Source organism: Streptomyces ortus (assembly GCF_026341275.1).
In the GTDB taxonomy this organism is placed as follows: domain Bacteria; phylum Actinomycetota; class Actinomycetes; order Streptomycetales; family Streptomycetaceae; genus Streptomyces; species Streptomyces ortus.
The window spans coordinates 5,523,349-5,544,069 of record NZ_JAIFZO010000002.1; the positions used below are offsets into that span (position 1 = coordinate 5,523,349).

Sequence of the window (20,721 nt, forward strand, 5' to 3'; positions counted from 1 at the left end):
ACGGCACTTTCGGAAGGGCGGGGAAGCGGGCAGGATGAACAGGTTGGCGGCACTGAGTGCCGCCAATAGGCCCAATGGTCGACCCCGAGTGCACTCTCCTGCGCCAAATGGGGGATGGTAGAGACAGTCAGGGCACCTCGAAGAAGAGGCACAACGTCGGTGAGGGATGACGTGAGCGACAACTCTGTAGTACTGCGGTACGGCGACGGCGAGTACACCTACCCGGTGATCGACAGCACCGTCGGCGACAAGGGCTTCGACATCGGGAAGCTCCGCGCCCAGACCGGTCTGGTGACGCTGGACAGCGGTTACGGGAACACCGCCGCCTATAAATCCGCCATCACCTATCTCGACGGCGAGCAGGGCATCCTCCGCTACCGCGGGTACCCGATCGAGCAGCTCGCCGAGAGCTCCACCTTCCTCGAAGTGGCCTCGCTGCTGATCAACGGCGAGCTGCCCACGGTCGACGAGCTCTCCACCTTCCAGAACGAGATCACGCAGCACACCCTGCTGCACGAGGACGTCAAGCGGTTCTTCCAGGGCTTCCCCCGCGACGCCCACCCGATGGCCATGCTGTCCTCGGTGGTCTCCGCGCTGTCGACGTTCTACCAGGACAGCCACAACCCGTTCGACGAGGAGCAGCGCCACCTCTCGACGATCCGGCTCCTCGCGAAGCTTCCGACGATCGCCGCGTACGCGTACAAGAAGTCGATCGGTCATCCCTTCGTCTATCCGCGCAACGACCTCGGCTACGTCGAGAACTTCCTGCGCATGACGTTCTCGGTGCCGGCGCAGGAGTACGAGCTCGACCCGGTCGTCGTCTCCGCGCTGGACAAGCTGCTCATCCTGCACGCGGACCACGAGCAGAACTGTTCGACCTCCACCGTGCGTCTGGTGGGTTCGTCGCAGGCGAACATGTTCGCCTCGATCTCCGCCGGCATCAGCGCTCTCTGGGGCCCGCTGCACGGCGGCGCCAACCAGTCCGTGCTGGAGATGCTCGAAGGCATCAAGGCCAACGGCGGCGATGTCGACTCCTTCATCCGCAAGGTGAAGAACAAGGAGGACGGCGTCCGCCTGATGGGCTTCGGCCACCGGGTGTACAAGTCCTTCGACCCGCGCGCGAAGATCATCAAGGCTGCCGCGCACGACGTCCTGTCGGCCCTCGGCAAGTCCGACGAGCTGCTGGACATCGCGCTCAAGCTGGAGGAGCACGCGCTCTCCGACGACTACTTCGTCTCGCGCAACCTCTACCCGAACGTCGACTTCTACACCGGTCTGATCTACCGGGCCATGGGCTTCCCTACCGAGATGTTCACGGTCCTGTTCGCCCTCGGCCGGCTGCCGGGCTGGATCGCCCAGTGGCACGAGATGATCAAGGAGCCCGGTTCCCGGATCGGGCGTCCGCGCCAGATCTACACGGGTGTCGTCGAGCGCGACTTCACCCCTGTCGAGGAGCGCTAGGCGCCCGGAGCACTCCAGACGTCTGGAGCGCTCCAGACGTACGGAGCGCTCCAGACGTACGAAGCAATAAAGAAGGCGCCCCGCTGCCGGTCCCCCCACGGGCCGGAGTCGGGGCGCCTTCCCATGTCCCGGTGCGGATTCCCCCCACGGGATCCGGCCGGGCGTATGAAGGCAGCGCCTGAATCGCTGCGAGCAAAACGAGCAGAATGAACAAAAATTCTGCCTACTGCGTACTACCTACCGCGTACCACTTCCTGCGTGTGCGGTCTGCCGGGACCCGTACGTACGGGAGGGCCGCTCAAAGCTCCCCGTCGTACGTGCCCCGGCAACGCGTTTCCGGGAACGTCCCCCAAGACATCCCCAGATGCCAGAAACGCCCCCCAAGACGTGTCTGACATCGTCAATCTAGACTCACGAACCCCTTCGATGGTTACGTTCACAGCACTGTGATCTGCGTCTCTCGTGTATGTCCTGAAGATACACAAGAGCCCCGATATGACTATCGGGGCCCTAGCGTAAGGATGATGCGCGAGCCTTGTGAAGAGCTTATGTGAAGACGTGTGCCGGCCTCTAGGGGAGTCCTACCTCTTCGTCATGAAAATGCCCTGAGACGCAAGCTGTTCGTCACCACGAACACGGACGAGAACGCCATGGCGGCCCCCGCGATCATCGGGTTCAGCAACCCGGCCGCGGCGAGCGGCAGCGCCGCCACGTTGTAACCGAAGGCCCACACGAGGTTTCCCTTGATCGTGGAGAGGGTCCTGCGGGACAGCCGGATCGCGTCCGGCGCCGCCCGCAGGTCCCCGCGGACGAGGGTCAGGTCGCTCGCCTCGATCGCGGCGTCCGTGCCCGTCCCCATCGCCAGGCCGAGATCGGCGGTGGCGAGCGCGGCGGCGTCGTTGACGCCGTCGCCCACCATCGCCACCGCCCGCCCCTCGGCCTGCAGCCGCCTGATCACGTCGACCTTGCCCTCGGGCAGCACCTCGGCGATCACCTCGGCGGGGTCGATGCCCACGGAGCGGGCCACGGACTCGGCGACGGTCCGGTTGTCCCCGGTCAGCAGCACCGGGGTGAGCCCCAGGGCGCGCAGCCCGCGGACCGCCTCCGCGCTGGTCTCCTTGACCGCGTCGGCGACGGTCACGACACCGTGCGCCGCGCCGTCCCAGGCGACGGCCACGGCGGTACGCCCCTCCTCCTCGGCCCGTGTCCGCAGCGCGGCGAGCGAGTCGGGCAGCGGGATCCCGGCCTCTTCGAGGAGGCGTGCGCGGCCCACGAGCACCGCGTGGCCCTCGACCGTGCCGCGGACACCGAGCCCGGGCACGTTCTCGAAGCCGTCCACGGCCGGCAGGGGCCCGGTCCGCTCCTCGGCGCCCGCGGCGACGGCCCGGGCGATCGGATGCTCCGAGGCGTGCTCCAGGGCGCCCGCGAGCCGCAGTACGCGCGTCGTGTCGGTGCCGTCGGCCGCGTACACCTCCTGGAGGGTCATGCGGCCGGTGGTCACCGTGCCGGTCTTGTCCAGGACGACCGTGTCGACGCGGCGGGTGGACTCCAGGACCTCGGGGCCCTTGATGAGGATGCCGAGCTGGGCGCCGCGGCCCGTGCCGACCATGAGGGCGGTCGGGGTGGCCAGCCCCAGGGCGCACGGGCAGGCGATGATCAGCACGGCGACGGCCGCGGTGAACGCGGCGGCCGTGTCCCCGGTGACACCGAGCCAGACCCCGAAGGTGCCGACCGCGATCAGCAGCACCACGGGTACGAAGATGCCGGAGATGCGGTCCGCGAGGCGCTGCACCTGGGCCTTGCCGTTCTGGGCGTCCTCCACGAGCCGCGCCATCCGGGCGAGCTGGGTGTCGGTGCCGACCCGGGTCGCCTCGACGAGCAGCCGCCCGCCGGCGTTCACGGTCGCCCCGGTGACGGCCGAGCCCACCGTCACGTCGACCGGCACGGACTCGCCCGTCAGCATCGACGCGTCGACGGCCGAGGTCCCCTCGACGACCGTGCCGTCGGCGGCGACCTTCTCCCCGGGCCGTACGACGAAACGGTCGCCCACGGCCAGCGCGGCCACCGGAACGCGGACCTCACGGCCCTCCCGTACGACGGAGACGTCCTTCGCGCCCAGTTCCATCAGGGAGCGCAGGGCGGCGCCCGCCTGCCGCTTGGAGCGGGCCTCCAGATAGCGGCCGAGGAGGATGAGGGCGATGACCCCGGCGGCGACTTCGAGGTAGATCGCCGAGGCGCCCTGCTCACGGGAGACGGTGAGGGAGAAGCCCTCGTCCCGCATGCCCTCCATGCCCGCGTCGCCCCAGAACAGGGCCCACAGGGACCAGCCGAACGCGGCCAGCGTGCCCGTCGAGACAAGGGTGTCCATGGTGGCGGCGCCGTGCCGGGCGTTCGTCCACGCGGCCCGGTGGAAGGGCAGCCCGCCCCAGACGACGACCGGCGCGGCCAGCGTCAGTACGAGCCACTGCCAGTTGTCGAACTGGAGCGCCGGAATCATCGACAGCAGGACGACGGGCGTGGCGAGGAGCGCGGAGACGACGAGGCGTTCACGCAGCGCGGCCAGTTCGGGGTCAGGCGTGCGCGTCGCGTCCTCGTCGGAGGCATCCCGGTCCGCCGAGGGTTCCGCGGGCTCGGGCGGCAGCGGCGGCGGGGGTTCCTCGGCCGTGTAGCCCGTCCTGACCACGGTGGCGATCAGGTCGGCGACCTCGACCCCGTCCGCGTACGCGACCTTCGCCTTCTCCGTCGCGTAGTTGACCGTCGCGGTGACGCCGTCCATGCGGTTGAGCTTCTTCTCGACCCGGGCCGCGCAGGAGGCGCAGGTCATCCCGCCGATGGTCAGCTCGACCTGCGACGCGGGAGCTTCGGTGGTGCTGGTCATGTCCTGCTCCAGGGAATGAACCGGGCCGTACGGAGCCAGTATGAGCTGGTCGGTACGGCCCGGTGTGGAGTGGGGAAAGGCGTGCCTCAGGCCTGGCCGGCGAGCTCGAAGCCCGCTTCGTCGACGGCGGCGCGGACGGCCTCCTCGTCGAGCGGGGCGGTGGAGATCACGGTCACCTCGCCGGTGGAGGCGACGGCCTTCACCGAGGTGACGCCCGCGATCTCGGAGATCTCGCCGGAGACCGAGCCTTCACAGTGTCCGCAGCTCATCCCGCTCACCTGGTAGACGGTGGTGACGGAGCCCGGGGTGTCGGTGTCGGCGGTCATGTCGTTCTCCTCGTCGAGGCGTATGGGGCGTGTGCGGTGCGTGTGGCCGTGGGATACCGGGGACCCGTGTGAGGTCCACGGGCTTCCACGGTACTCACCCTATACCCCTGGGGGGTACTTTCAAAGTGTCGGTGACGGCGGAGAGGTGACGGATATGCGGGCAGTGGTGTTCGAGCGGTTCGGGGAGGCGGCGGAGGTACGGGAGGTGCCGGACCCGGCGCCCGCACCGCACGGGGTGGTGGTCCGCGTCGGGGCCACCGGGCTCTGCCGCAGCGACTGGCACGGCTGGCAGGGCCACGACCCGGGCATCGAGCTGCCGCACGTGCCCGGACACGAACTCGCCGGAACCGTCGAGGCCGTGGGCGTCCTGGTGACCCGCCACCGCCCCGGCGACCGCGTCACCGTGCCCTTCGTCTGCGCCTGCGGAAGCTGTGCCTCCTGCGCTGCGGGCGACCAGCAGGTGTGCGAACGCCAGACCCAGCCCGGCTTCACGCACTGGGGATCCTTCGCCGAGTACGTCGCCCTGGACCACGCCGACGTGAACCTCGTCGCCGTGCCGGAGGAGCTGTCCTTCGGTACGGCGGCCTCGCTGGGCTGCCGGTTCGCCACGGCGTTCCGCGCGGTGGTCGCGCAGGGGCGGGTGGCACCGGGGGAGTGGGTGGCCGTGCACGGCTGCGGAGGGGTCGGGCTGTCCGCGGTGATGATCGCCGCGGCGGCCGGGGCGCGGGTCGTCGCGGTCGACCTCTCGCCGCAGGCGCTGGAGCTGGCGCGGCGCTTCGGCGCCGTGCACGGCGTGGACGCGTCCCGGACCGACGACACGGGGGCGGCGGTCCGGGACCTGACCGGCGGCGGCGCCCAGCTGTCCCTCGACGCCCTCGGTTCCCCGGTCACCTGCGCGGCGTCGGTCGCGAGCCTGCGCCGCCGCGGCCGGCACGTCCAGGTGGGCCTGCTGCCCGAGGACCCGAAGGTGCCGATGTCCCGGGTGATCGGCCTCGAACTCGAACTCCTCGGCAGCCACGGCATGCCCGCGCACGCCTACCCGCCGATGCTGGAGTCCGTACGGGCCGGACTGCTGCGCCCCGACCTCCTGGTGACGTCCACGATCTCCCTGGAGGCGGCCCCCGCGGCCCTGGCGGCGATGGGGGAGGCGCCGGGGGCGGGTGTCACGGTGATCGAGCCCTGACGAGTGTGAGGGGGTCCCGCACGGTGAGGTGCGGGGCCCCCTCGCGCGCAGGGAGTCGTGGCGGGTTGTTCAGCGGTCCCGGCGGCCTCTGTTGCCCGGCCGGGAGGCGACCCAGTCGCGGACGGTGTCGGCGTACCAGTACGGCTTGCCGCTCTCCACGTGGTCGGGCGGGGGCAGCAGTCCGTGTTTGCGGTAGGAGCGCACAGTGTCCGGCTGCACCTTGATGTGCGCCGCGATCTCCTTGTACGACCAGAGCCTTCGGTCGGTCATCAGTAGCACCTCCCTGCGCGTGCCGCGGCGGCGGCCGGGGGGTGGCCGTCGGGGGAGCCGGGCACTGCGCTGGCGATCACAAGCCTGTGCTCGGTGAACGACGCAGAGTGACAACGCGGCAGGGGCTGTCGCGCGGGTGTGACGCAAGACCCGCGTATGCGTGACATGTGTGACAGGAAGGGGTCTTTTGTGACACGGGTGACGCATTGGACCCCAATAGGAACAGGCTCCGGCTGAACGGGTTCCAGCAGGGAAATGTCCCAACGGGAAACACGTCTCGGTGGGAAATATGTCCCACTGGGACATGAAGGAGTATTCTGAGGGCATGGAGGCAACGGAGCCCAGCACCACCGAGGACCGCCGGCAGCGCAAGGCCCGGCAGACCCGTAACGCCCTCGCGACCGCCGCCGTCGACCTGATCCTGGAGCGCGGACTCGCCGCCACCACGGTCGAGGCGATCGCCGAGCGGGCGGACGTCACCCGCCGCACCTTCAGCCGGCTCTTCGCCGGCAAGGAGGACGCGGCCCTCGACTTCGTACGAGGTGACGGCGACCGCATCAACGCGCTGCTGCGCGAGCGGCCCGCCGCCGAACCGCCGCTGCTCGCCTACCGGCGGGCGGTGCGCGACTGGCTCGCCGACCGGGACGACCCGGCCTGGCACCTGCGCCCCCGCATGCGGCGGCTGCTGGCCCTGCTCGACAGCGAGCCGGCCCTGTTCGCGGCGTACGAACGCATCAGGGTCGACGCCCAGGAGGACTCGGTCCGCATCCTCACCGACCGCCTCGGCCCCGACGAGGTACGGGACGAGGTACGGGACGGCATACCGGACGTGCGGGCCGCCGTCGTGGTCGACGCCGCCGCCGGAGTCCTCACCGCCGCGCTGCGCATCTGGGCGCGCGGCGGGTCCGGCCACGACTCGGCGGCCGAGGACCTGGCCGCCCTGGTGGAACGGGCCTACGACGCCCTGACCCGAGAGGCCGCGTCCGCGGTCTCGTACGACACCCCCGAGAAGTGAGAGCACCATGAGCACCACCCCTGTCTCCGGCAACGCGCCCGTCACCGACTACGCCACCGAGTTCGCCGGGAAGACCGCGCTGGTCACCGGCGCCGCCTCCGGCATCGGCCTGGCCACCGCCCGCCGCCTCGGCGCCGGCGGCGCCAACGTGGTGATCGCCGACCACAACGCCGAGGGCGCCGAGAAAACCGCCACCGACCTGCGCGCCGAGGGCTTCGAGGCCGCCGCGGTCGAGGTGGACGTGACGAGCCCCGACTCCGTCGCGGCGGCCGTCGCCTTCGCCGTCGACACCTTCGGCGGGCTGCACCTGGCCGTGAACAACGCCGGTATCGGCGGCCCGAGCGCGCCGACCGGCGAGTACGACATCGAGGCCTACGACCGCGTGATCGCCACCAACCTCAACGGCGTCTTCTACTCCCTGCGCCACGAGCTGCCCGCCATCGAGGCGGCCGGCGGCGGCGCCGTGGTGAACGTCGCCTCGATCCTCGGCTCGGTCGGCTTCGCGGGCTCCTCCGCGTACGTGGCCGCCAAGCACGGCGTGGTGGGCCTGACCAAGACCACGGCCGCCGAGTACGCCGCCAAGGGCATCCGCGTCAACGCGGTCGGCCCCGGCTTCATCGAGACCCCGCTGCTGCGGACCATGGACAAGGAGGCCTACGACGGCCTCGTCGCGCTGCACCCCGCGGGCCGGCTCGGCAGCCCCGAGGAGGTCGCCGAACTGATCGCCTTCCTGCTGTCCGGGCGCGCCTCCTTCGTGACCGGCGGCTACCACCTGGTCGACGGCGCCTACACCGCCGTCTGAGGACCGAGCAGTACAGGAAGCAGTGGAGAAAGAAGCAGCATCATGAAGGCACTTCAGTACCGCAGCATCGGCGCCGCCCCCGAGGTCGTGGTCGTCCCCGACCCCGAACCCGGCCCCGGACAGGTCCTGTTGAAGGTCACGGCCGCCGGGGTGTGCCACTCCGACATCGCCGTGATGAGCTGGCCCGCCGAGGGATTCCCGTACGAGCTGCCGCTCACCCTCGGCCACGAGGGCGTGGGCACGGTCGCCGCGCTCGGCGCGGGTGTGACCGGTGTGCGCGAGGGCGACGCGGTCGCCGTGTACGGCCCCTGGGGCTGCGGCAGCTGCGCCAAGTGCGCGGAGGGCAAGGAGAACTACTGCCTGCGCGCCGACGAGCTCGGTATCCGTCCGCCAGGGCTCGGGGCGCCCGGTTCGATGGCGGAGTACCTGCTGGTGGACGATCCCCGGCACCTGGTGCCGCTGGACGGGCTCGACCCGGCCGCGGCGGTCTCGCTGACGGACGCGGGGCTGACGCCGTACCACGCGATCAAGCGGTCGCTGCCGAAGCTGGTACCCGGTTCGACCGCGGTGGTCATCGGCACGGGCGGGCTCGGGCACGTCGCCATCCAACTGCTGCGGGCCATGTCCCCGGCCCGGGTGGTCGCCCTCGACGTGAGCGAGGAGAAGCTGCGGCTGGCCCGCGAGGTCGGCGCCCATGAAGCGGTCCTCTCCGACGCGCGGGCGGCCGGCACGGTGCGTGAACTCACCGGCGGCGTCGGGGCGGAGGCGGTCTTCGACTTCGTCGGGGCGCAGCCCACGCTGGCCACCGCGGGAGCCGTCGCCGCGGTCGAGGGCGACATCACGATCGTCGGCATCGGCGGCGGAACGCTCCCCGTCGGTTTCGGTCAGCTGCCCTTCGAGGTGTCGGTCAGCGCCCCCTACTGGGGCACCCGCGGCGAACTCGTCGAGGTCCTCGCCCTGGCCCGCTCCGGCGCCGTGTCGGTGCACACCGAGACCTTCTCCCTGGACGAGGCACCGCTCGCCTACGAGCGTCTGCACGAGGGAAGGATCAACGGCCGAGCGGTGATCCTCCCGCACGGCTGACCCGGTATCACGGGGTCGCCGGCGCGGTCAGGCCGGTCAGGCCGGTCAGGGTGTGAACACCGACCAGCAGATGTCGTTGCGCAGCCGCTGGTCGTCCAGTACGAGTTCGCGGATCTCCGCCGGGAGCCGCGCCCGCTGCCACCGGCACTCACGCCGCCCCGCGGTCTCGCCCTCGCCCTCCGGGGCGGCGGCGCGGGCGGCCTTGATCGCGTAGGCGGCTGCGCCGAGTTCATGGGCGGCGACGTGAGCGACGGCCCCGGCCTGCCCGGCGGCGTACGCGGCATGCCGTGCCGCTCCGCGCAGGTCCCTGGCCGCCCCCATCGCATGGCCGCCCGCCGCGCGCGCCCGCATCATCCCGACCTCGCCGCGCACCCAGGCCCTGGCGTGCGCGATCGCCTCGCGCGGTCGCGGGTCCGCGGGCCGGGCCGCCTCGAAGAGATGCAGGACGTGCTCCGCGCACAGGGCGGCCCACAGGGCCAGCCGACGGTGATCCGCGTCGGTGAGCGTCCCGCCCCGGCGGATCGTCGTGAAGCGGGGGTCCCGGACCTTCGGAAGGATCACGACCGCACCTCCGCGGGCGCCGCCGCCCGCAGATGGTCGATCCCGGTGTCGAGCGCCGCCCTGAGGTGGGCCGAGTCGCCCGTGGACATCATGATGGCCACACCTCCCTGGATGCCCGCCAGCAGTGCCGCGGCCACCCTGTCCACATCGAGGGCCGTCGACACCAGGCCCTTCGCCTGCAGGGCGCGCATTCCGCGGCCGAGTTCCCCCTGCCACTGGCGCATCAGCTCCGTCACGATCGCCCGGGCGCCGGGGCGATCCCGCCCCACCTGAAGGAACAGTGCCGCCAACGGGCAGTGGTCGCCCTGTCGTTCGTACCGTTCCACCACCACGTCCCGCCACCGCTGCCAGGACTCCCACGAGTCCAGGCGCCCCAGGTGCGGCTGCTGGTCCGCCAGGACGCGGTCCGCCTCGAACCGGGCGACCGCCAGCAGCAGTTCGTCCTTGCCGCCGGGGAAGTAGTGGAAGAGCTGGCTCTTGCTCGTACCGGTGCGGTCGCGGATGTCGTCGAGCGTCGCGGACGCGACGCCCTGCTCACGCAGCACCTCGGCCGCCCCTTCGACGATACGGGCCCGGGTGGCCCGGCCCTTCACGGTCACCGCTCCCGGCATCCCGGCCTCCTCGTGCGCCCAGTCGTCGTGTCCTTGCCCGCGCTGTCCGACCGTACCGGGTTTCTGGACTTGCTGGTCCATTTTATGCGGCGCACAGTGGTCCGCGCACGACGGAGAACGCGACGAGAAGCACCAAGAGAAGCACCAAGAGAAGAACGACGACGTGCACGACGAAGACAAGGGAGATCACGTCATGGGTGAGCGGCTGCGGAACAGGACAGCGCTGGTCACGGGCTCGACCAGCAACATCGGACAGGCGATCGCCGAGACGTTCGCGGCCGAGGGCGCCCACGTCGTCGTGTCCGGGCGCAACGGGGAACGGGGTGCGCGGGTCGTCGAGGGGATCCGGGCGGCGGGCGGCCGGGCGGACTTCGTCGCGGCCGACCTCGCCGGCGGCGCGGAGGCCTCCCAGGACCTCGCCGAGCGGGCCCGGGCGGCCCTGGGCGGACGGATCGACATCCTGGTCAACAACGCCGGGATCTATCCGTCCCCCGGTACCGCCGACACCGACGAGAAGACGTTCGACCAGGTCTACGGCGTGAACGTGAAGGCGCCGTTCTTCCTCACCGCCGCCGTCGTCCCGGCCATGGCGGACTCCGGCGGCGGGGTGATCGTCAACCTCGGGTCGTGGATCGCGCGTCTCGGCGTCCCGCGCGGGGCGCTCTACAGCTCCACCAAGGGGGCGATGGAGACGCTCACGCGGGCCTGGGCGGCGGAGTTCGCCCCGCTGGGCGTACGGGTCAATGCCGTGTCGCCGGGCGTGATCCTGCCGCCGGCGCCGGCGGGCACCGAGCCGAGCGCGGGCGAGATCATGATGAAGGGCACCCCGGCCGGCGGCGTGGGCACGCCCGACGCCATCGCGTCCGCCGTGCTCTGGCTGGCGAGCGACGAGGCGTCCTTCGTACACGGAACGGTGGTGGACGTCGACGGGGGCCGGACCGCGGTCGCCGTCATCGCCGCATGAGACATGGAGGCGGCTGACACGGACGCGGCTGAAAGGGGACGCGGCTGAAACGGGACGCACGGCCGGGGCCGCCACCAGACCCCGGCCGGCGGGGGACCTCCCCGGTCGAGCCACGTCAAGACACCCGCGACGCAGTCCGGCGGCCCCTCCCGCCCAACCGTGCGGCAGCACTACGTGTCAAGCCTTGGTCAGAATGTCCGGACAACCAATTGACAGGGCTCTATCGGCGCCGCTACACCTGGGGTCCACCGATGCGGAGGGAACTCGATGGCCGAGTCAGCGGAGTCCAGTGCGTACGACCTCATCACCATGGGGCGCATCGGCGTGGACCTCTACCCGCTGCAGACCGGAGTGCCCCTTTCGCGGGTGACGTCCTTCGGGAAGTGCCTCGGCGGCTCGGCGACCAACGTGGCGGTCGCGGCGGCCCGGCTCGGACGGCGTACGGCCGTGGTGTCGCGGACCGGCGACGACCCCTTCGGCACGTATCTGCACGAGGCCCTGCGGGACTTCGGCGTCGACGACCGCTGGGTGACGCCGGTCCCCGGACTCCCCACGCCGGTCACCTTCTGCGAGGTGTTCCCGCCGGACGACTTCCCGCTGTACTTCTACCGGCAGCCGAAGGCGCCCGACCTGGAGATCGACGCCCACGAACTGGACCTGGACGCCATCCGGGACGCCCGGATCTTCTGGGTCACGGGTACCGGCCTGAGCGAGGAGCCCAGCCGCACGGCGACGCTCGCGGCGCTGGCCCACCGCGCCAGGTCCGGCCCCACGGTCTTCGACCTGGACTGGCGCCCGGTCTTCTGGAAGGAAGCGGCCGGAGCGGCCGCCGCCCCGACCGCCGCCGTGCTCGCCGCCGCCCGCCCCTTCTACGCCGAGGCCTTGCGCCACACCACGGTCGCCGTCGGCAACCTCGACGAGGTGGAGGTCGCCACGGGCCTGCGCGAACCGCACGCGGCGGCCCGCGCCCTCCTCGACGCGGGCGTGGAACTGGCCGTCGTCAAGCAGGGCCCCAAGGGCGTCCTGGCCGTGCACCGCGACGGCGACTTCGCGGAGGTCCCGCCGCTCCCGGTCGCGGTCCTCAACGGCCTCGGCGCCGGTGACGCCTTCGGCGGCGCCCTCTGCCACGGCCTGCTGGCGGGCTGGGACCTGGAGCGCGTCATGCGCCACGCCAGCGCCGCGGGCGCCGTCGTCGCCTCCCGGCCGGAGTGCTCCTCCGCGATGCCGACGCTCACCGAGGTCGAGGAAGCCCTCGCGACCGGGGCGGTGCCGCGGTGACCGCGAGTGCCGTGCGCCCACCGGGCAGTGGTTGTACGGTGCGCACAGAGGGGAATAAAGAGGGCAAAGTGTGTGAACACCTGGGCGGGGAGCGCGTGTTCGCCGAGGCCACCGGCTTCGGTCATGCCCCCGTGCCGCCCGGGCACAGATCGCCTCCGGCGCGGAAGTCCGCTTCGCCCTGGCAGGAGCGAAGTGCGAGCGACGACTCCCCGCCCGCTACGGCTCCGCGCCGGAGGTTCCCGACCCGCCCGGACGAGGCGACCCGCCCGGACGCGGCGACGCAGTGACCCATCCATACGCGGCGACCCACCCGTACGCGGTGACGCGGTTCGGATCGGCGGGCCGGACGTAGAGACGCAGGGCCCGTTCGGACGTATGACGTGGCGGATCAGCTTCCATCCGTGATTCCACCCGTGACACGTAGAGAGCACAGAGGGCTACCGATGACAGAGCCGGGGTCAACGAAGACAAGGCTGACGGTCGCACAGGCGCTGGTGCGGTTCCTCGCCGTCCAGTACACCGAGCGTGACGGTGTGCGGCGCCGCCTGATCGACTCCACCTGGGGCGTCCTCGGCCACGGCAACGTCGCCGGCCTTGGCCAGGCGCTCGTGGAGTACGGCGACGCCATGCCGTACCACCAGGGCCGCAACGAACAGGCCATGGTGCACGCGGCGGTGGGCTACGCGCGTCAGTCGAACCGCCTCTCCGCCCAGGCCGTCACCACCTCCGTCGGCCCCGGCGCCACCAACCTCGTCACGGGCGCCGCCCTCGCCACGATCAGCCGCCTCCCGGTGCTCCTGCTGCCCGGCGACGTCTTCGCGACCCGCCCCGCCGACCCGGTCCTGCAACAGCTCGAAGTCCCGTACGCGGGCGATGTGTCGGTCAACGACTGCCTGCGCCCGGTGTCGAAGTACTTCGACCGGATCACCCGCCCCGAGGCCCTGATCCCGGCCGCCCTCCAGGCGATGCGTGTGCTCGCCGACCCGCTCGACACGGGCGCCGTCACCCTCGCGCTCCCGCAGGACGTCCAGGCGGAGGCCTTCGACTGGCCCGGCGAGTTCTTCGCCGAACGCGTGTGGACCGTACGGCGTCCGGTCGCCGACCCCGTCCAACTGGCCGCCGCCGTCCGGACCGTACGGACGGCCAGGCGGCCCCTGGTCGTCGCGGGCGGCGGGGTCCACCACAGCGAGGCCGAGGACGCGCTGCGGGAGTTCGCCGACGCCACCGGCATCCCGGTCGCCTCCACGCAGGCCGGCAAGGGCTCGCTCGCCTGGGACCATCCGGCGGACGTCGGCGGCATCGGGCACACGGGCACCGCGACCGCCTGCGAACTCGCCCGCACCGCCGACCTGGTGATCGGCGTCGGCACCCGCTACACCGACTTCACCACCGCCTCCGGCACCCTATTCGCCGCCCCGGACGTGCGCTTCCTGAACATCAACATCGCCTCCTTCGACAGCCACAAGATGGCCGGGCAGCCGCTGGTCGCCGACGCGCGCACCGCGCTGGAGGCCCTCACCGCGGCCCTCGCCCCGCACGGTCACCGGGCCGGGCCCGCGTACGTCACCGAGTACACCGACGATAAGGAGCGCTGGGAGTACCGCGTCGACGCGGCCTTCGAGGCGGAGGACCCCTACGCGCGGCCCACCCAGCCGCAGGTCCTCGGCGCGCTCGACGCCCTGGTCACCGGCGACGACATCATCGTCAACGCGGCCGGTTCCCTCCCCGGCGACCTGCACAAACTCTGGCGCGCCCGGTCCCGCGACCAGTACCACGTCGAGTACGGCTACTCCTGCATGGGCTACGAGATCCCGGCCGCGATCGGTGTCCGCCTCGCCGCCCCCGACCGGCCCGTGTGGGCACTGGTCGGCGACGGCACGTACCTGATGATGCCCACCGAGATCGTCACCGCGGTCCAGGAGGGCATCGCCATCAAGGTGGTCATCCTGCAGAACCACGGGTACGCGTCCATCGGCGGCCTCTCCGAGACGGTGGGTGGCGAACGGTTCGCCACCGCCTACCGCCACCGTTCCGAGGACGGCACGTACACCGGGCGCCCGCTGCCCGTCGACCTGGCCGCCAACGCGGCGAGCCTCGGCATGCGGGTCCTGCGTGCCAAGACCGTGAGCGACCTGCGGGAGGCCCTCGTCCAGGCACGGGCCGCCGACACTCCCACATGTGTCTACGTGGAGACCGAAACGGCAGACACAGTGTCGGGCGCGCCCCCGGCGCAGGCCTGGTGGGATGTTCCTGTGGCCGAGACCGCGACCCGACCGTCGGCGGTCAAGGCACGCGCGCTGTACGAACGGCTGGCCTCCACCCGGCGCCGCCATCTGTGACGTAGTTACCGGGCATGACACTCGGGCATGACAAGGAGTTCTCGGGCATGACGAAGATCGTCAACCACTGGATCGGCGGCAAGCCCGTCGAGAGCGCTGAGAGCGCCGCGGGCGCGGCGGGCACGTACGGGCCGGTCACCGACCCCGCGACCGGCGCCGTCACCACGAAGGTCGCCTTCGCGGGCGTCGCGGAGGTGGACGCCGCGGTCGCCGCCGCGAAGGACGCCTACGCGAGCTGGGGCACCTCCTCGCTCGCCAGGCGGTCCGCGATCCTCTTCGCTTTCCGCGCACTCCTCGACGCCCACCGCGACGAGCTCGCCGCGCTGATCACCGCCGAGCACGGCAAGGTCCACTCGGACGCGCTCGGCGAGGTCGCGCGCGGCCTGGAGATCGTCGACCTGGCGTGCGGGATCACCGTCCAGCTGAAGGGCGAGCTGTCGACCGAGGTGGCCTCGCGGGTCGACGTGGCCTCGATCCGCCAGCCGCTCGGGGTCGTCGCGGGCATCACGCCGTTCAACTTCCCGGCGATGGTGCCGATGTGGATGTTCCCGCTGGCCATCGCCTGCGGCAACACCTTCGTGCTCAAGCCGAGCGAGAAGGACCCGTCGGCGGCCGTCCGGCTCGCGGAACTGTTCGCTCAGGCGGGCCTTCCGGACGGCGTGCTGAACGTCGTCCACGGCGACAAGGTGGCCGTCGACCGCCTCCTGGAGCACCCGGACGTCAAGGCGGTCTCCTTCGTCGGCTCCACGCCGATCGCCCGGTACATCCACACCACCGCCTCGGCCCGGGGCAAGCGCGTCCAGGCCCTCGGCGGCGCCAAGAACCACATGCTGGTCCTCCCGGACGCCGACCTGGACGCGGCGGCCGACGCGGCCGTCTCCGCCGCCTACGGTTCGGCCGGCGAGCGCTGCATGGCGATCTCGGCCGTCGTCGCGGTCGGCGCGATCGGCGACGAACTGGTCGCGAAGATCCGCGAGCGGGCCGAGAAGATCAAGATCGGTCCGGGCGACGACCCGGCCTCCGAGATGGGCCCCCTGATCACCGCGGCCCACCGCGACAAGGTCGCCTCGTACGTGACGGGGGCCGCCGCCCAGGGCTCCGAGGTGGTCCTCGACGGCACCGGCTACACGGTCGAGGGCCGTCCCGAGTACGCGAACGGCCACTGGATCGGCCTCTCGCTGCTCGACCGGGTCCCCGTCGACTCGGACGCCTACCGGGACGAGATCTTCGGCCCGGTGCTGTGCGTGCTGCGCGTGGACACGTACGACGAGGGGGTGGCCCTCATCAACGGCTCTCCCTTCGGCAACGGCACCGCGATCTTCACCCGGGACGGTGGCGCGGCCCGCCGCTTCCAGCTGGAGATCGAGGCGGGCATGGTCGGCGTGAACGTGCCGATCCCGGTGCCGGTGGGCTACCACTCCTTCGGCGGCTGGAAGGACTCCCTCTTCGGGGACCACCACATCTACGGCAACGACGGCACGCACTTCTACACCCGGGGCAAGGTGGTCACCACCCGCTGGCCGGACCCCTCGGAAACCCCGACAGGCGTGGACCTGGGCTTCCCCCGAAACCACTGAGAGCGCCCGAAAGGGGCGCGGGGAACGGCGCAGTCTTTCGTCTTTGCCTTTCAGGGGCGCGGGGAACGGCGCAGTCTTTCGTCTTTGCCCTTGAGGGGCGCGGGGAACGGCGCAGTCTGTCAGCTCTTCGGGGGGCCGCCCCCAGGACCGCGTACCGCACCCGCGGTACGCGGCACGGTACGCGTAGTCCTACGGGATACCGCCGACCTCCCCCCACCGACCGCACCCCCGCCCCGCAGGGCCCCGTACCGTTGAACCATGGATCTTCGAATGCCCGCAGCACCACGACGATGGCTGCGAGGCCCACGCCGGTGGACCGCCGCGGCCCTCGTCGCCGTGCTCGCCGGCGCCGGGACATGGACCGCGGTCGCCTCCGACGGCGCACCCGCGGTGCACCGCGCCGACCGCGTCCTCCCCACGGCGGACGGCGTGAAAATCGACACGTCGTACTTCACCTCCGGCTCCGCCGGCTCCGGCACCCGCCGCCCCGCCGTCCTCCTCACCCACGGCTTCGGCGGCGACAAGGGGGACGTACGCAAGCAGGCGGAGGACCTCGCCCGCGACGGCTACGCGGTCCTGACCTGGTCCTCGCGCAGCTTCGGCCGGTCCACCGGGAAGATCGGCCTGAACGACCCCAAGGGTGAGGTCGCCGACGTCTCCAAGCTCATCGACTGGCTCGCGAAGCGCCCCGAGGTCGAGCTCGACAAGGCCGGCGACCCCCGCGTAGGCGTGGCCGGAGCCTCGTACGGCGGCGCGGTCTCGCTCCTCGCGGCCGGTTACGACCAGCGCGTGGACGCCGTCGCCCCGGCGATCACGTACTGGAACCTCGCGGACGCCCTGTTTCCGAACGGCGTGTTCAAGAAGCTGTGGGCCGGGATGTTCATCAACTCCGGCGGCGGCTGCACCAAGTTCGAGACACAGCTCTGCCAGATGTACGAGCGCGTCGCGGAGTCCGGGAAGCCCGACGCCGCGGCGATGAAGCTCCTGGAGGAGCGCAGCCCTTCCGCCGTCGGCGACCGCATCAAGGTCCCGACGCTCATCATGCAGGGTCAGACGGACTCCCTCTTCCCGCTCGGCCAGGCCGACGAGATGGCCAAGGCGGTCAAGGCCAACGGCGCCCCCGTGGACGTCGACTGGATCGCCGGCGGCCACGACGGCGGCGACATGGAGGCGGACCGCGTACAGGCACGCGTGACCTCCTGGTTCGACCGCTACCTCAAGGACGACAAGAACGCCGACACGGGCCCCGCGTTCCGCGTCACCCGCACCGGCGGCATCGACTCGACCGACGGCGGCGCCCAACTGCGGGGCGCCGACGGGGACAGCTACCCGGGCCTGACCGGCGGCGACCGGAAGGTGGCGCTGAGCGGACGCGAGCAGAAGTTCTCCAACCCCGCGGGCGCCAGCCCGCCCGGCGTCTCGGCCCTCCCCGGGCTCGGCGGTGCCGGCGGCCTCTCCCAGCTGTCCTCGCTCGGCGTCGGGGTGTCGCTCGACTTCCCCGGCCAGTTCGCGCGCTTCGACTCCAAGGCCGTGACCAGGGACCTGCGGATCACCGGCTCGCCCACCGTGACGGTGAACGTGAAGTCGACGACCGACGAGGCCGTCCTCTTCGCCAAGGTGTACGACGTCGGGCCCGGCGGCCGGCAGCAGGTCCTGCCGTCGCAACTGGTCACCCCGGTCCGCGTCGCGACCGGCGACAGCGGCGGGAGCGGTGAGAACGGCGGTGGCAGCGGCAAGGACGTGCGCCTCACCCTGCCCGCCATCGACCACGAGGTGCGGGAGGGCCACCACCTGCGCCTGGTCCTCGCCTCGACCGACCTCGGCTACGCGTCCCCGCTGACCCCGGCCACGTACACCGTGTCCCTGAAGAGCGACCTCGCCGTGCCGACCGCGCCCGGCGTGACGACCGGGGGCGCCGGGCTGCCCGCCTGGGTGTGGTGGCTGCCGATCGCCGGCGCGCTGACCGCGGCGGCCCTGCTCCTGACGGGCCGTCGCCGGACCACCATGACCCCGCCCGACCCGGCGCTCGCCGAGGTCCCCCTGCAGATCACCGACCTGAGCAAGCGGTACGCGAAGTCGTCGGACCGCTATGCCGTACGGGACCTGTCGTTCCGCGTGGAGAAGGGCCAGGTACTCGGTCTGCTCGGCCCGAACGGCGCGGGCAAGACCACCACCCTGCGCATGCTCATGGGCCTCATCAAGCCCGACGGCGGTGAGATCCGGGTCTTCGGGCACGCGATCCGGCCGGGCTCACCCGTCCTCTCCCGGGTCGGCGCCTTCGTGGAGGGCGCGGGCTTCCTGCCGCACCTGTCCGGCCGCGAGAACCTCGACCTGTACTGGCAGGCCACCGGACGTCCGGCCGAGGACGCGCATCTGGAGGAGGCGCTGGAGATCGCGGGCCTCGGAGACGCGCTGGCCCGCGCGGTCCGCACGTACTCCCAGGGCATGCGGCAGCGGCTCGCCATCGCCCAGGCCATGCTCGGCCTCCCCGACCTGCTGATCCTCGACGAACCGACGAACGGCCTCGACCCGCCGCAGATCCGCGAGATGCGCGAGGTGATGATCCGTTACGCCGCCGCGGGCCGCACGGTCATCGTGTCCAGCCACCTCCTCGCCGAGGTCGAGCAGTCCTGTACGCATCTGGTGGTCATGGACCGCGGCCGACTGGTCCAGGCCGGCCCGGTCCACGAGATCATCGGCTCCGGCGACACCCTCCTCGTCGGCCTCGCGGCCGACATCACGGACCCGCTGGTGGAGAAGGTGGCGGCGCTCCCGGACATCGACACGGCGATCCGGACGGACGACGGCCTGCTGATACGGCTGACGGCACGGAGCACGACGGCTGCGGACCCGGGGGAAGCGGTTCCCGGAGCGGTCGCGGAGGACTCCGCGGCAGCCGCCCGGCTCCTCGTGGAGCTGGTCCGGCTGGAGGTACCGGTGGCCTCCCTCGGCCCCCACCGCCGCCTGGAGGACGCGTTCCTGACCCTGATCGGAGGCTCCGCGTGAGCACCCTTGCCGAACAAGCCGAGTCTGCCGACTCCGTCGAGCGCACCGAGGTCGCGAACGGCTACCGGGCCGGGCGCACCCTGCCGTTGCGGGTCGAGCTGATGCGTCAGCTGAAACGGCGCCGCACGCTGATCATGGGGGCGATCCTCGCCGCCCTGCCGTTCGTGCTGGTCGTGGCCTTCGCGATCGGCGGCCAGCCGGAGGGCCGCGAGGGCCGGGTCACCCTCATGGACACGGCCACGGCGTCGGGCGCCAACTTCGCCGCGGTGAACCTCTTCGTCTCCGCGGGCTTCCTGCTGGTCATCCCGGTCGCGCTGTTCTGCGGCGACACCGTCGCCTCGGAGGCCGGCTGGTCCTCCCTGCGCTACCTGCTCGCCGCACCCGTGCCCAGGGCCCGCCTCCTGTGGTCCAAGCTCGTGGTCGCGCTCGGGCTCAGCCTCGCCGCGATGGTGCTGCTGCCGGTCGTCGCGCTGCTGGTGGGCTCGGTCGCGTACGGCTGGGGCCCGCTGGAGATCCCCACCGGCGGCGCGCTGTCCGCGGGCACGGCGGCCCAGCGCCTCGTCGTCGTGATCGCGTTCATCTTCGCGTCCCAACTGGTCACCGCCGGGCTCGCGTTCTGGCTGTCGACGAAGACCGACGCGCCGCTGGGGGCGGTGGGCGGCGCGGTCGGCCTGACGATCGTCGGGAACGTCCTGGACGCGGTCACCGCACTCGGCGACTGGCGCCACTTCCTGCCCGCGCACTGGCAGTTCGCGTGGGCCGACGCGGTGCAGCCCACCCCGGAGTGGGGCGGCATGATCCAGGGCACGGCGGTCTCCGTCACCTACGCGCTCATACTGTTCGCCCTGGCCTTCCGAGGCTTCGCCCGCAAGGACGTGGTGTCGTAACCCCAGCGCGCCGAAGCGCCGTTCCCGCCCTTTTTCAGGGGCGCTGGGAACGGCACACCCACCCCCAACTGACCCGCACTTCCAGGCCCGGTCCCCCTTCCCCACGTTCTTCAGGGGCGCGGGGAACGGCGCGGCCAACCCCCACTGACCCGCACCTCCAAGCCCCGGCGCGCATCCCCACCCCCAGGGGCGCGGGGAACGGCGCACCCACCCCCAACTCACCCGCACCTCCAAGCCCCGGCCCCCCTTCCCCACCTTCTTCAGGGGCGCGGGGAACGGCGCACCCAGCCCTCACTCACCCGCACCTCCAAGCCCCGGCGCGCATCCCCACCCCCAGGGCGCGGGGGAACGGCGCAGCAAGCTCTCACTCACCCCCGCCCCCCCGCCCACCCCGACCGGAGGTCACCCGCACAGCTCCTCTCCGCCCGCCCCGCGTCGCCAGGGAAAGCGGAACGACGTCCGCTCCCACGCCCCCGCGAC

The 20,721-nt window shown here is 71.9% G+C and carries 16 protein-coding genes; 11 read left to right on the plus strand and 5 right to left on the minus strand.

Features of this window, described 5'->3' with window-relative positions:
* Positions 1-171 precede the first annotated feature (171 nt).
* Positions 172-1,461 carry a citrate synthase gene (locus K3769_RS27810; RefSeq protein WP_267029012.1) on the plus strand — a complete coding sequence of 430 codons (1,290 nt, stop codon included), beginning with the start codon at positions 172-174 and terminating at the stop codon, positions 1,459-1,461.
* Between the two features lie 592 nt (positions 1,462-2,053).
* On the opposite strand, the gene K3769_RS27815 is transcribed toward K3769_RS27810, so the two are convergent.
* Both K3769_RS27815 and K3769_RS27820 read right to left on the minus strand, forming a co-directional pair.
* On the minus strand, positions 2,054-4,339 hold the full coding sequence (locus K3769_RS27815) for a heavy metal translocating P-type ATPase (RefSeq protein ID WP_267029013.1): 2,286 nt from the start codon (positions 4,337-4,339) through the stop codon (positions 2,054-2,056).
* 86 nt (positions 4,340-4,425) lie between these two features.
* Positions 4,426-4,665: a heavy-metal-associated domain-containing protein gene (locus K3769_RS27820; RefSeq protein WP_267029014.1), complete on the minus strand. Its 240-nt coding sequence runs from the start codon at positions 4,663-4,665 to the stop codon at positions 4,426-4,428.
* A 154-nt stretch (positions 4,666-4,819) separates the two neighbouring features.
* Between K3769_RS27820 and K3769_RS27825 the strand changes: the two genes are divergently transcribed.
* On the plus strand, positions 4,820-5,848 hold the full coding sequence (locus K3769_RS27825; RefSeq protein WP_267029015.1) for a zinc-dependent alcohol dehydrogenase family protein: 1,029 nt from the start codon (positions 4,820-4,822) through the stop codon (positions 5,846-5,848).
* A gap of 69 nt (positions 5,849-5,917) precedes the next feature.
* On the opposite strand, the gene K3769_RS27830 is transcribed toward K3769_RS27825, so the two are convergent.
* Positions 5,918-6,118 (minus strand): helix-turn-helix transcriptional regulator, encoded by a 201-nt coding sequence (locus tag K3769_RS27830; protein ID WP_267029016.1) that lies wholly within the window; start codon positions 6,116-6,118, stop codon positions 5,918-5,920.
* Between the two features lie 325 nt (positions 6,119-6,443).
* Here K3769_RS27830 and K3769_RS27835 point away from each other — a divergent pair, with 325 nt between their 5' ends.
* The 3 genes from K3769_RS27835 to K3769_RS27845 are packed head-to-tail and all read left to right on the plus strand — an operon-like array spanning position 6,444 to position 9,018.
* Positions 6,444-7,133, plus strand: a complete 690-nt coding sequence (locus K3769_RS27835; protein WP_267029017.1) for a TetR/AcrR family transcriptional regulator — start codon at positions 6,444-6,446, stop codon at positions 7,131-7,133.
* Between the two features lie 7 nt (positions 7,134-7,140).
* Complete coding sequence (locus K3769_RS27840; protein WP_267029018.1) at positions 7,141-7,935, plus strand: SDR family NAD(P)-dependent oxidoreductase; 795 nt, start codon at positions 7,141-7,143, stop codon at positions 7,933-7,935.
* A gap of 42 nt (positions 7,936-7,977) precedes the next feature.
* Positions 7,978-9,018 (plus strand): NAD(P)-dependent alcohol dehydrogenase, encoded by a 1,041-nt coding sequence (locus tag K3769_RS27845; protein ID WP_267029019.1) that lies wholly within the window; start codon positions 7,978-7,980, stop codon positions 9,016-9,018.
* 45 nt (positions 9,019-9,063) lie between these two features.
* Here the strand turns inward: K3769_RS27845 and K3769_RS27850 are convergent, their stop codons facing one another.
* Both K3769_RS27850 and K3769_RS27855 read right to left on the minus strand, forming a co-directional pair.
* Positions 9,064-9,579 (minus strand): putative immunity protein, encoded by a 516-nt coding sequence (locus tag K3769_RS27850; RefSeq protein WP_267029020.1) that lies wholly within the window; start codon positions 9,577-9,579, stop codon positions 9,064-9,066.
* Positions 9,576-10,190 (minus strand): TetR/AcrR family transcriptional regulator, encoded by a 615-nt coding sequence (locus K3769_RS27855; RefSeq protein WP_267031577.1) that lies wholly within the window; start codon positions 10,188-10,190, stop codon positions 9,576-9,578. The genes K3769_RS27850 and K3769_RS27855 overlap by 4 nt, the downstream gene beginning before the upstream one ends.
* A gap of 193 nt (positions 10,191-10,383) precedes the next feature.
* Between K3769_RS27855 and K3769_RS27860 the strand changes: the two genes are divergently transcribed.
* The 6 genes from K3769_RS27860 (at position 10,384) to K3769_RS27890 (ending at position 20,241) form a co-directional block, all read left to right on the plus strand.
* Complete coding sequence (locus K3769_RS27860) at positions 10,384-11,154, plus strand: SDR family NAD(P)-dependent oxidoreductase (protein WP_267031578.1); 771 nt, start codon at positions 10,384-10,386, stop codon at positions 11,152-11,154.
* A gap of 267 nt (positions 11,155-11,421) precedes the next feature.
* Positions 11,422-12,432 (plus strand): 5-dehydro-2-deoxygluconokinase, encoded by a 1,011-nt coding sequence (gene iolC / locus K3769_RS27865; RefSeq protein ID WP_267029021.1) that lies wholly within the window; start codon positions 11,422-11,424, stop codon positions 12,430-12,432.
* 443 nt (positions 12,433-12,875) lie between these two features.
* Positions 12,876-14,771 (plus strand): 3D-(3,5/4)-trihydroxycyclohexane-1,2-dione acylhydrolase (decyclizing), encoded by a 1,896-nt coding sequence (gene iolD, locus K3769_RS27875; RefSeq protein WP_267029022.1) that lies wholly within the window; start codon positions 12,876-12,878, stop codon positions 14,769-14,771.
* Between the two features lie 47 nt (positions 14,772-14,818).
* A complete protein-coding gene (gene mmsA / locus K3769_RS27880) occupies positions 14,819-16,348 on the plus strand; it encodes a CoA-acylating methylmalonate-semialdehyde dehydrogenase (protein WP_267031579.1) in 1,530 nt (509 codons plus the stop codon).
* A gap of 258 nt (positions 16,349-16,606) precedes the next feature.
* Positions 16,607-19,354, plus strand: a complete 2,748-nt coding sequence (locus tag K3769_RS27885; RefSeq protein WP_267029023.1) for an alpha/beta fold hydrolase — start codon at positions 16,607-16,609, stop codon at positions 19,352-19,354.
* Positions 19,351-20,241, plus strand: a complete 891-nt coding sequence (locus K3769_RS27890; RefSeq protein ID WP_267029024.1) for an ABC transporter permease — start codon at positions 19,351-19,353, stop codon at positions 20,239-20,241. Before K3769_RS27885 ends, K3769_RS27890 begins: the two co-directional genes overlap by 4 nt.
* The last annotated feature ends 480 nt before the right edge of the window (positions 20,242-20,721 follow it).

Coding starts and splice junctions, on each gene's coding strand:
- K3769_RS27825 (WP_267029015.1), top strand. CDS start 4,820: ATGCGGGCAGTGGTGTTCGAGCGGTTCGGGGAGGCGGCGGAGGTACGG.
- K3769_RS27840 (WP_267029018.1), top strand. CDS start 7,141: ATGAGCACCACCCCTGTCTCCGGCAACGCGCCCGTCACCGACTACGCC.
- mmsA (WP_267031579.1), top strand. CDS start 14,819: ATGACGAAGATCGTCAACCACTGGATCGGCGGCAAGCCCGTCGAGAGC.
- K3769_RS27835 (WP_267029017.1), top strand. CDS start 6,444: ATGGAGGCAACGGAGCCCAGCACCACCGAGGACCGCCGGCAGCGCAAG.
- iolC (WP_267029021.1), top strand. CDS start 11,422: ATGGCCGAGTCAGCGGAGTCCAGTGCGTACGACCTCATCACCATGGGG.
- K3769_RS27845 (WP_267029019.1), top strand. CDS start 7,978: ATGAAGGCACTTCAGTACCGCAGCATCGGCGCCGCCCCCGAGGTCGTG.
- K3769_RS27830 (WP_267029016.1), bottom strand. CDS start 6,118: ATGACCGACCGAAGGCTCTGGTCGTACAAGGAGATCGCGGCGCACATC.
- K3769_RS27820 (WP_267029014.1), bottom strand. CDS start 4,665: ATGACCGCCGACACCGACACCCCGGGCTCCGTCACCACCGTCTACCAG.
- iolD (WP_267029022.1), top strand. CDS start 12,876: ATGACAGAGCCGGGGTCAACGAAGACAAGGCTGACGGTCGCACAGGCG.
- K3769_RS27855 (WP_267031577.1), bottom strand. CDS start 10,190: ATGCCGGGAGCGGTGACCGTGAAGGGCCGGGCCACCCGGGCCCGTATC.
- K3769_RS27885 (WP_267029023.1), top strand. CDS start 16,607: ATGGATCTTCGAATGCCCGCAGCACCACGACGATGGCTGCGAGGCCCA.
- K3769_RS27860 (WP_267031578.1), top strand. CDS start 10,384: ATGGGTGAGCGGCTGCGGAACAGGACAGCGCTGGTCACGGGCTCGACC.
- K3769_RS27815 (WP_267029013.1), bottom strand. CDS start 4,339: ATGACCAGCACCACCGAAGCTCCCGCGTCGCAGGTCGAGCTGACCATC.